Raw genomic sequence first — 10,779 nt, 5'->3', positions numbered from 1 at the left:
TCACGCCTCCTGGCTGTCGTCGCCGGAATCGGCCGCGGAACCGTCCAACGCCATGCTGATCAGGCTCTCCGTGTCGAGTGCGTCGATGTCGTCGAGGTCGTCGAAGGGGTCGTCCTCTCCCCCGTCGAGTCCGGCGGCGGCGCCGGGGTCGCCGATTCCGGCGAGTTCCAGCAGCGTGTCGAGCACTCCGGTGTCACGCAGTCGCTTGAGCGGGATGCTCCCCAGTGCCCGTCGGACGTGTTCCTCGGTGGCGGTGTCGGCACCGTCGTCGGCGGGCGCGATCTCGGCGAGCAGGGCGTCCGCGAGGGCCCGCGAGGTGGGGTGGTCGAACACGGCCGTGGCCCGGACCTGGAGTCCGGTGGCGTCCATGAGGCGGTTACGGAGTTCCACGGCGCCCAGGGAGTCGAAGCCCATCTCCTGGAAGGCGCGGTCCGGGTCGACCGCGTCGGCGGAACTGTGGCCGAGGACCGCGGCCGTGTGGGTGCGCACCAGATCGAGCACGGTACGCGTGCGTTCGGCGTCGGTGAGGCCGGCCAGCCGTTCGGCGAGGTCCGGTCCGGCGGCTCGCGGCGCGGTGCCGCCGGCCCGCGTACGGGAGGTGGCGCGGCGCCCCGGTGCCGTCGCGGCCACTTCGCGCAGCATGTGCGGTACTCCGCCGACCCGGTCACGGATCACCCCGGGGTCCAGGTGCACCGGCACCAGGGCGGGGAGTCCGGTCCCGGTGGCGAGGTCGAGGAGTTCGAGCCCGTCGGCGGGGCTGAGTTCGGTCATGCCCCACCGGCGGGTGCGTTCGACGTCCGTGGTGGTCAGGCCCTGGATCATGCCCCGCTGCTCGTCCCACAGTCCCCAGGCCAGGGCTTGGGCGGGCAGACCGGCGGCGGCACGGTGCTCGGCGAGTGCGCTGAGGAACTGGTTGGCTGCCGCGTAGTTTCCCTGGCCCGGGCCGTCCACGACGCTGGACGACGAGGAGTAGAGGACGAACGCGGTCAGCGGCAGGTCGCGGGTCAGCTCGTGCAGGTGCCAGGCCGCCTCCGCCTTGGGGCCGAGGACGTAGTCGACCTGTTCCGGGGTGAGCGCGCCGATGACGCCGTTGGCGGCGACGCCCGCGGTGTGCACGACGGCGGTGAGCGGGTGGTCCGTACCGATGCCTGCGATCAGTTCGGCGAGTGCGTCGCGGTCGCCGACGTCGCACGCCTCGACACGGACCTCGGCGCCGGCCTCGGACAGCTGCGCCACCACTTCGGCGGCACCTTCCGCGGCCATTCCGCTCCGGCTGACCAGAAGCAGGTGGCGGACGCCGTGCTCGGCGACCAGGTGACGGGCGACGAGCGAGCCCAGTCCCCCGGTACCTCCCGTGACCAGCACGGTGCCCGAGCCGACCGGCCAAGGTTCGCCTGCGTCGGGACGCTGCGGCTCGCCTTCCCCGGCCGTCACCCGGACGAGCCTGGGAACGCTGACGCGGCCCGCTCGGATGGCCAGTTGGGGCTCGCCGGTGGCGACGGCGCCCGCCAGGGCTGCCCTGGAGGCAGGGTCGTCGTCCAGGTCGGCCAGCACGAAACGGCCCGGGTTCTCGGACTGCGCCGAGCGCACCATGCCCCACACCGCGGCACCGGCGAGGTCGGTGACCGGGTCGTCGTCCACGGAGACCGCGCCCGTGGTGGTCACCACCAGGGGGTTCGGCTCCTCCTCGTTCTCCGCTCGCGCCTGGAGAGCGGTGAGGACGGCGTGCGTGGCCGAGCGCACCCGGTCCGGGACGGACGCGGTGACGTCCGTGACCACTTCATGGATCTCCATGGGCCCGGCCGCCGGTACGGCCCCTGCCGCACCGTCGGGCAGCGACGTCCAGGCGACACGGAAGAGGGACGGGTGGACGGCGGCCGGGGTGCGGCCGTCTCCGGTGGAGAGCTTGTCGGGCGTCACCGTGCGGGTGACCAGCGAGTCCACGGTCAGGACGGGTGCGCCCGCGCCGTCGGCGGCGACGATCCGTACGGCGCCCGAGTCGGACTGCTCGGGGGTCACCTTGACCCGCAGCAGGGAGGCCCCGGCGGCGTGCAACCGGACGCCGTTCCAGGCGAAGGGGATCGACGCTCCGACGTCACCCGCGTCGGCGTCGTCACCGGTCAGGAAGAACTTGGTGTGCAGGGCGGCGTCGAGCAGGGCCGGGTGCACCCCGAACGCCGCGGCGTCGCCGGCGCCTTGCTCCGGCAGGGCCACCTCACCGAAGAGGTCGTCGCCCCGCCGCCACACCTTGCGGACGCCCTGGAAGACGGGGCCGTAGGCGAACCCGTGCTCGGCGAGTTGTTCGTAGAAGCCGTCGAGCGGGAGGGCCTCAGCGCCCTCGGGCGGCCAGACCTCCATCCCCGTCGGCCCCGGCTGCCCCGCCTCCACCGCCAGCAACCCCTCAGCATGCAGCGTCCACTCCCCCTCACCGGCCACACCCTCGACCCGGGAATGCACCCGCACCGACCGACCGCCCCCACCACCCGGACCATCGACCGCCACCTGCACAACCACCCCACCACGCTCCGGCACCACCAACGGCGCATGAAGCGTCAACTCCTCCAACAGACCACAACCCACCTCATCACCAGCACGAACCGCCAACTCCACAAACGCCGTACCCGGCAACAACACCGCACCCAAAACCCCGTGATCCACCAGCCACGGCTGCCCCTCACGCGACAACCGCCCACTGAGCACCACCCCACCCGACACCGGCAGCTCCACCACCGCACCCAACAACGGATGCCCAGCCACCTCCAAACCCGCCAACCCCACATCCACACCACCAGCACCACCAGAACCAAGCCAGTAGCGCTGACGCTGGAACGCGTAGGTCGGGAGATCGACAGTGCGGGCACCACGACCAGCGAAGAACGCCTCCCAATCGACGGTCACGCCACGGGTGTGCAGCTCGCCGAGAGTGGTGACGAGCTGGCCGGCTTCGGGACGGTCCCGGCGCTGGGACGCAAGGAACACAGCGTCGTCACCGCAACCGAGCCCGGCCAGGACGGCCTGCGGACCGACCTCCACGAAGGTACGTACGCCTTCACCCTCCAGGGTGCGGATGCCGTCGTAGTAGCGGACCGTGCCACGGACATGACGGACCCAGTACTCCGGGTCCTGGAGGTCGCCCGCCTCGGCGAGCCGGCCGGTCACGTTCGACACCACCGGGACAGCCGGCGCGTGATAGGTCAGCCCTGCGGCGATCTTCCCGAACTCCGCCAGCATCGGCTCCATCAGAGGCGAATGGAAGGCGTGGGAGACCTTGAGCCGGGTGGTCCGCTCGAAGTGACCAGCCACCTCCGTAACAGCCTCCACAGCACCCGAGATCACCACGGACCGGGGGCCGTTGACGGCGGCGATGTCCACACCGTCGATGAGGTGCTTAAGGACGTCCTCTTCCGTGGCCTGTACGGCGATCATCGCGCCACCGTCCGGCAGCGCCTCCATCAGCCGGGCGCGGGCGGCCACCAGCGTCGCCGCATCCTCCAGCGACAGCACCCCCGCCACATGGGCAGCGCTCAGCTCACCCACCGAATGCCCGGCCACCATGTCGGGCCGCACACCCCACGACTCCAACAACCTGTACAGCGCCACCTCGTGGGCGAAGAGGGCCGGCTGCGTGAACCCCGTACGGTCCAAACCCTCCCCGCCCCACATCACCTCACGAAGGGGAAGCCCAAGCGCCTCGACCACCTCGTCCAACGCCTGTGCAAAGACCGGGAAGGCGTCGTACAGCTCACGCCCCATCCCGGCACGTTGGCTGCCCTGCCCGGAGAACACGAACGCCGTCCTGCCCGCCACCGGTGTCCCACCGGAGCCGACCGTGGCGAGCCCGCTCAGCAACTCCTCGCGGTCCCGGCCCACCACAACAGCCCGGTGCTCGAACACGCTCCGGGTCGTGGCCAGCGAGAATCCCACGTCCAGCGGCGACAGGTCATCCCGCCCGGCCACGTACTCGGCCAGCCGCTCCGCCTGCGCCCGCAACGCACCCTCACCACGCCCCGACAACACCCACGGAACCACCGGCAGCGGCACCGGAGCAGGAGCCGGAGACTCTTCCGCCTCCACCTCCGCATCAGCCAGGACCGGCGCCTCTTCCAGGATCACGTGCGCGTTCGTCCCGCTCAGACCGAAGGACGAGACACCCGCCCGGCGCGGACGCCCGTCGCTCTCCCAGGGCCGGGCCTCGGTGAGTAGTTCCACCGCCCCCGCCGACCAGTCGACGTGCGGCGACGGCTCGTCCACGTGCAGGGTGCGCGGCAGCATCCCGTGCCGCATCGCCATCACCATCTTGATGACACTGGCGACACCGGACGCGGCCTGGGTGTGTCCGAGGTTCGACTTCAGCGAGCCGAGCCAGAGGGGCCGTCCCTCGGGTCGGCCCTGCCCGTAGGTGGCCAGCAGCGCCTGTGCCTCGATCGGGTCGCCGAGGGACGTACCGGTGCCGTGGGCTTCCACGACGTCGATGTCCGCGGCGCCGAGACCGGCGGTACCCAGAGCCTTGCGGATGACTCGTTGCTGCGAGGGGCCGTTGGGTGCGGTGAAGCCGTTGGAAGCGCCGTCCTGGTTCACCGCCGAGCCCCGGACCACGGCCAGTACCCGGTGGCCGTTGCGCCGCGCGTCGGAGAGTCGTTCCAGGACGAGGACGCCGACGCCCTCGCCCCAGCTCGTACCGTCGGCGGCGGCCGAGAACGCCTTGCAGCGGCCGTCCCGGGACAGCGCGCCCTGGCGGCTGAACTCGGTGAACATGTCGGGGGTCGCCATGACGGAGACGCCGCCCGCCAGGGCCAGCGAGCATTCGCCCTGGCGCAGCGCCTGGGCGGCGAAGTGCAGGGCGACCAGCGAGGAGGAGCAGGCCGTGTCGACGGTCACCGACGGGCCTTCCAGGCCGAGGGTGTAGGAGACGCGGCCCGAGATGGTGCTCCCCTGGATGGCGCTGGTGACGTAGTCGTGGTGCATGAGGCCGGCGTACACGCCGGTAGGGCTGCCCTTGAGGGTGCCGGGTGCGATGCCGGCCCGTTCGAACGCCTCCCAGGACGCTTCCAGGAGCACGCGGAGCTGGGGGTCCAGCCGGTGCGCCTCGCGGGGGCTGATGCCGAAGAAGTCGGGGTCGAAGTCGGCGGCGTCGTAGAGGAATCCGCCGTCCAGGACGTAGGTCGTCTCGGGGCGGCTCAGCTCGGGGTCGTAGAGCCGCCCGAGGTCCCAGCCCCGGTCGGTCGGCGGGTCGGCGGTGACTCCGTCGACCCCGTCGACGACCAGTTGCCAAAGACCTTCCGCGTCGGTGACTCCGCCGGGGTAACGGCAGGCCATGCCGATGATGGCGACGGGGTCCTCGTCGGCGCCGGCGTGCGCGGCCACGCTCGACGCGATGTGGGCCGCGTCGACGTCGGTGCCCGAGACCTCCGCGAACAGGAAGTCGGCCAGCACCCGCGAACTGGGGTAGTCGAAGACCACGGTGGCCGGGATGCGCAGGCCGGTGGTGGCCTGGAGGCGGTTGCGCAGTTCCACTGCGGTGAGGGAGTCGAAGCCCAGTTCCTGGAACGCGCGGTCCGGTTCGACCGTGTCGGCGCTCTCGTGACCGAGCACGGCCGCGACTTCCGCCCGCACGAGTTGCAGGACGGCACGTTCACGTTCCGTGTCGGGCAGCCCGGCCAGCCGTTGGGCGAGCGCGGTGTCGTCGGACGCGGTGCCTGCCGACGCGGGGGGCCGGGAGGAGGCGGTCCGTCGCGCGGGTGCGGCGCTGACCAGGCCGCGGAACATCGCGGGGATGCCTTCGGCGCGGTGCTGGACGGCGGTCTTGTCGAGGTGGAACGCCACCGGGGCGGGTGTGCCGGTGGCGAGGGCCGCATCGAACAGGCGGAGTCCCTCGTCGGCGGCGAGTTCGATCACGCCCCAGCGGTTGACGCGGAGGACGTCGGCACGCTTGAGCCGCTGGATCATGCCCTGGTTCCCGCCCCACAGGCCCCACGCGATGGAGTGGGCCGGCAGGCCGGTGGTGGCGCGGTGCTCGGCGAGGGCGTTGAGGAAGAGGTTGGCGGCAGCGTAGTTGCCCTGGCCGGGACCGTCCACCACGCAGGAGGACGAGGAGAACATGACGAAGGCGGTCAGCGGCAGGTCGCGGGTCAGTTCGTGCAGGTGCCAGGCGGCGTCGGCCTTCGGGCGGAGCACGTAGTCGACCTGGTCGGGGGTCAGCGCCTCGATGACGCCGTTGTCGGCGACGCCCGCGGTGTGCACGACGGCGGTGAGCGGGTGGTCGGTGCCGATGCCGGCGAGCAGGTCGGCGAGCGCCTGCCGTTCGGCGACGTCGCACGCCTCGACCCGCACGTCCGCGCCCGCCTCGGACAACTCGGTGACCAGCTCCGCGGCGCCGTCGGCGGCCATGCCGCTTCGGCTGGTCAACAGCAGGTGGCGGACACCGTGCTCGGCGACCAGATGACGGGCGACGAGCGAGCCCAGCCCTCCGGTGCCGCCGGTGATGAGCACCGTACCGTCGGGGTCCCACGCGGGCGCGGCCTGGGTGTCGCCGCGTTCGGCGGGGGTGGGCAGCGCTTCCAGCCTGGGGACGCGCAGGGCTCCCGCCCGGATCGCCACTTCGGGCTCGCCGGTGGCGACGGCGGCGGCCAGCGCGGCCTCCGAGGCGGGGTCCTCGTCCAGGTCGACGAGGACGAAGCGGCCCGGGGCCTCGGCCTGTGCGGAACGCACCAGCCCGCGGACGGCCGCTCCTGCCAGCCGGAGTGCCGTCGAGCGTTCGACACCGTCGTCCTCCGAAGCGCCGGGGACGTCGAGCGCGTCGTGGGTGACGACCACGAGCCGGCCGGGGCCCTGCCACTGCTGGAGGGCGGCCAGGACATGACGGGTCACCGCACGGACCTGAGTGAGCGGCTGCGCCTCCGGCTCGGGGACGGGAAGGTCGGGCAGCTCGGACAGGCGCAGCACGGTGAAGTCATGGGCCGCGTCGGTCGCGTCGTCCGTGCCCTGCGGTGCGGGGACCCAGCCGACGCGGTAGAGGGTTTCCTCATCGCCACGGAACGCCTGGAGCTGTTCCGGTGAGACGGGCCGCGCGATCAGCGACTCCACGGTGACCACGGGGGCACCGGCCGGGTCGGCGACGGTCATCCGCAGCCCCGCCCCGTGCGGGGAGACCTGGACGCGGACAGCGGTGGCCCCGGCCTTGTGCAGGGTCACCCGGTTCCAGGCGAACGGGATGGAGGTCTCCCCCATGCCCTTGCCGTCCGGCCCGCCGTCGTCGAGGAATCGGGTCTGCAGGGCGGCGTCGAGGAGCGCCGGGTGCACCCCGAAGCTCGCCGCGCCGGACGGCGAGTCGTGGGCGGAGTCGGTGGGCAGGACGATCTCCGCGAAGAGGTCCTGGCCCCGCCGCCAGGCCGCCCGCAGTCCCTGGAAGACGGGACCGTAGGAGAAGCCCTGTTCCACCAGACGCTCGTAGAGACCGTCCACGGCGAGGGGCGAGGCGTTCTCCGGGGGCCACTGCGTCAGGTTGTCGCCGTCGCCGTCGCCGCCGCCGTCGGAAGAAGGCTCGGCGGCGGTCAGGAGACCGGCGGCGTGACGCAGCCAGGGGCCGGTCTCGGCGTCCTCGTCACGGGAGTAGACGGCCACCGATCGAGTGCCCGCGCCGTCCGGGGGGCCGACCAGGACCTGGAGCATGAGGCCGGCCCGCTGGGCGAAGACGAGCGGCGCCTCGATGGTCAGCTCCTCGATGACCGAGCAGCCCACCTCGTCACCGGCGCGCACCGCCAGCTCCACGAACCCGGTGCCGGGCAGCAGCACCGTGCCCATGACGGCGTGGTCGGCGAGCCAGGGGTGAGTACGGAGGGAAAGGCGCCCGGTGAGGACGATGCCGTCCGAGTCCGCGAGCGGAACGACGGCACTGAGCATGGGATGGTCGATGGTGCGCTGGCCGATGGACGCCGGGTCGCCGGTCTGGACAGCCGGGTTCACCCAGTAGCGCTTGCGCTGGAAGGCGTAGGTGGGGAGGTCGACGGTGCGGGCACCGCGACCGGCGAAGAACGCCTCCCAGTCGACGGTGACACCACGGGTGTGCAGCTCACCGAGGGCGGTCACGAGCTGGCCGGCTTCGCGGCGGTCGCGGCGCTGGGACGCCACGAACACGCCGTTCTCGCCGCAGCCGAGTCCGGCGAGGACGGCCTGCGGGCCGACCTCCACGAAGGTCCGGACGCCTTCACCCTCCAGGGTGCGGATGCCGTCGTGGTAGCGGACGGTGCCACGGACATGACGGACCCAATACTCCGGGTCCTGGAGGTCGCCCGGCTCAGCGAGCCGGCCGGTCACATTCGACACCACCGGAAGAGCCGGCGCGTGATAGGTCAGCCCGGACGCCACCCGACGGAACTCGTCCAGCATCGGCTCCATCAGCGGCGAATGGAAAGCGTGAGACACCTTGAGCCGCGTGGTGCGCTCAAAGTGACCAGCCACCTCCGTGACCGCCTCCACAGCACCCGAGATCACCACAGACCGGGGGCCGTTGACAGCGGCGATGTCCACACCGTCGACGAGGTGCTTGCGGACGTCCTCTTCCGTGGCCTGTACGGCGATCATCGCGCCACCGTCCGGCAGCGCCTCCATCAGCCGGGCGCGGGCGGCCACCAGCGTTGCCGCATCCTCCAGGGACAGCACACCGGCCACGTGCGCGGCCGTCAGTTCACCGACGGAATGCCCGGCCACCATGTCCGGCCGCACACCCCACGACTCCAACAGTCGATACAGCGCCACCTCGTAGGCGAAGAGAGCCGGCTGCGTGAACCCCGTCCGATCCAGGCCCTCCCCCTCCCACATCACCTCACGCAACGGCAGCCCAAGCGCCCCGACCACCTCATCCAACGCCCGCGCGAACACCGGGAACGCGTCATACAGCTCACGCCCCATACCCGCACGCTGACTCCCCTGCCCCGAGAACACCACGGCCGACTTTCCGGGCCGCAGGGTGTCCGTGTGGAGGCCGGGAGCGGATTCGTCCGCGGCGAGGGCGGTGAGTGACCGGGTGAGTTCTTCGCGGTCGGCCGCGACGACGGACGCGCGATGCTCGAAGGAGGCGCGCGTGGTGGCGAGGGCATAGGAGAGGTCGGTGAGGTCGAGGTCCGGCTGCTCGGCGAGGAAGGCCGACAGGGCGCGGGCCTGGTCGCGCAGGGCTGCGGGGCCCTTGCCGGAGATCAGGAACGGCGGCAGCAGGTCCGTCCGCGTCCTTTCCGCCGTCTCCTCCGGGTCGGCCTGCGGGAGCGGGGCCTCCTCGATGATCAGGTGTGCGTTGGTACCGCTCGCGCCGAAGGAGGAGACACCGGCGCGGCGCGGACGCCCGTCGGTCTTCCAGGGGCGGGCCTCGGTCAGCAGTTCGACCGCGCCCGCGGTCCAGTCGACGTGCGTGCTCGGCTCGGTGACGTGCAGGGTCTTGGGCAGCACCTCGTGCCGCATCGCCATGACCATCTTGATCACACCGGCGACGCCAGCCGCGGCCTGGGTGTGGCCCAGGTTGGACTTCAGGGAGCCCAGCCACAACGGCCGGTCCGCCGGGCGCCCCTGTCCGTAGGTGGCGAGAACGGCCTGGGCCTCGATCGGATCGCCGAGTGTGGTTCCGGTGCCGTGCCCTTCGACCACGTCGATGTCGCCGGTCGTCAGACGGGCGTCGACCAGGGCCTGCCGGATGACGTCCCGCTGGGCGGGTCCGTTGGGTGCGGTGAGGCCGTTGGAGGCGCCGTCCTGGTTGACGGCCGAGCCGCGGATGACGGCCAGTACCCGGTGTCCGTTGCGCTCGGCGTCGGAGAGCCGTTCCAGCATCAGCACGCCGACGCCCTCGGACCAGCCGGTGCCGTCGGCGCTGTCGGAGAACGGCTTGCAACGGCCGTCGGCGGCCAGGCCGCCCTGTCGGCTGAAGGCGACGAAGGGTTCGGGTTTGACGAGCAGCGCCACCCCGCCCGCCAGGGCGAGCGAGCACTCCTGTCGGCGCAGTGCGTGGCAGGCGAGGTGCATGGCCACGAGGGAGGAGGAGCAGGCCGTGTCCACGGTCACCGCCGGCCCTTCCAGACCGAGGGTGTAGGCGACCCGTCCGGTGATGACCGAGCCGGAGCTGCCGGTCATCATGTAGGCCTCGGCCACCTCGGGCCGGGTGGCGACGAGTTCGCCGTAGTCGTGGCCGCCGGAACCGGTGAAGACGCCGACGGGTGCGCCGCGCAGCGCGTGGGGGTCGATGCCGGCGCGTTCGAACGCCTCCCAGGCCACCTCCAGGACCAGCCGCTGCTGGGGGTCCATGGCCAGTGCCTCGCGGGGGCTGATGCCGAAGAAGCCGGGGTCGAAGCCGGCGATGTCGTCGACGAAGCCGCCCTCACGGACGTACGAGGTGCCCGGGCGGTCCTGGTCCGGGTGCAGCAGGGCGTCCAGGTTCCACCCCCGGTCGTCGGGGAAGGGGCCGATTGCGTCACCGCCCTCGGCGACCAGCCGCCACAGGTCCTCCGGCGAGCGCACACCGCCGGGATAGCGGCAGCTCATCGCGATGATGGCGATGGGCTCCTGGTGTCGGTCCTCGGTCTGTCGCAGCCGCTGACGTGTCTGATGCAGCTCTGCGCTCACCTTCTTGAGGTAGTCGAGAACCTTCTTCTCGTCCTGCACCAAGGTCACCCCACTGCGCAAATAATGACGAACCACGATCAATGGCTATGAATGATCAATGACTAAGAATTCAGTGCGGCGTCGGGGCCGCCTACCCCTAGTCGCCCCTACAAGCACCGTGCCCCGGTGGTAGCACCG

At 71.8% G+C, this 10,779-nt stretch carries 1 protein-coding gene; it reads right to left on the bottom strand.

The genetic code is table 11. The annotated features are described in order from the left end of the window. Complete coding sequence (locus ACFZP7_RS30005; RefSeq protein WP_385638542.1) at nt 1-10,641, bottom strand: type I polyketide synthase; 10,641 nt, start codon at nt 10,639-10,641, stop codon at nt 1-3. Between the last annotated feature and the right edge of the window lie 138 nt (nt 10,642-10,779).

It is taken from the genome of Streptomyces sp. SudanB5_2050, assembly GCF_964272335.1.
Lineage (GTDB): Bacteria > Actinomycetota > Actinomycetes > Streptomycetales > Streptomycetaceae > Streptomyces > Streptomyces rochei.
This window is presented reverse-complemented; position numbering and strand designations above follow the sequence as displayed.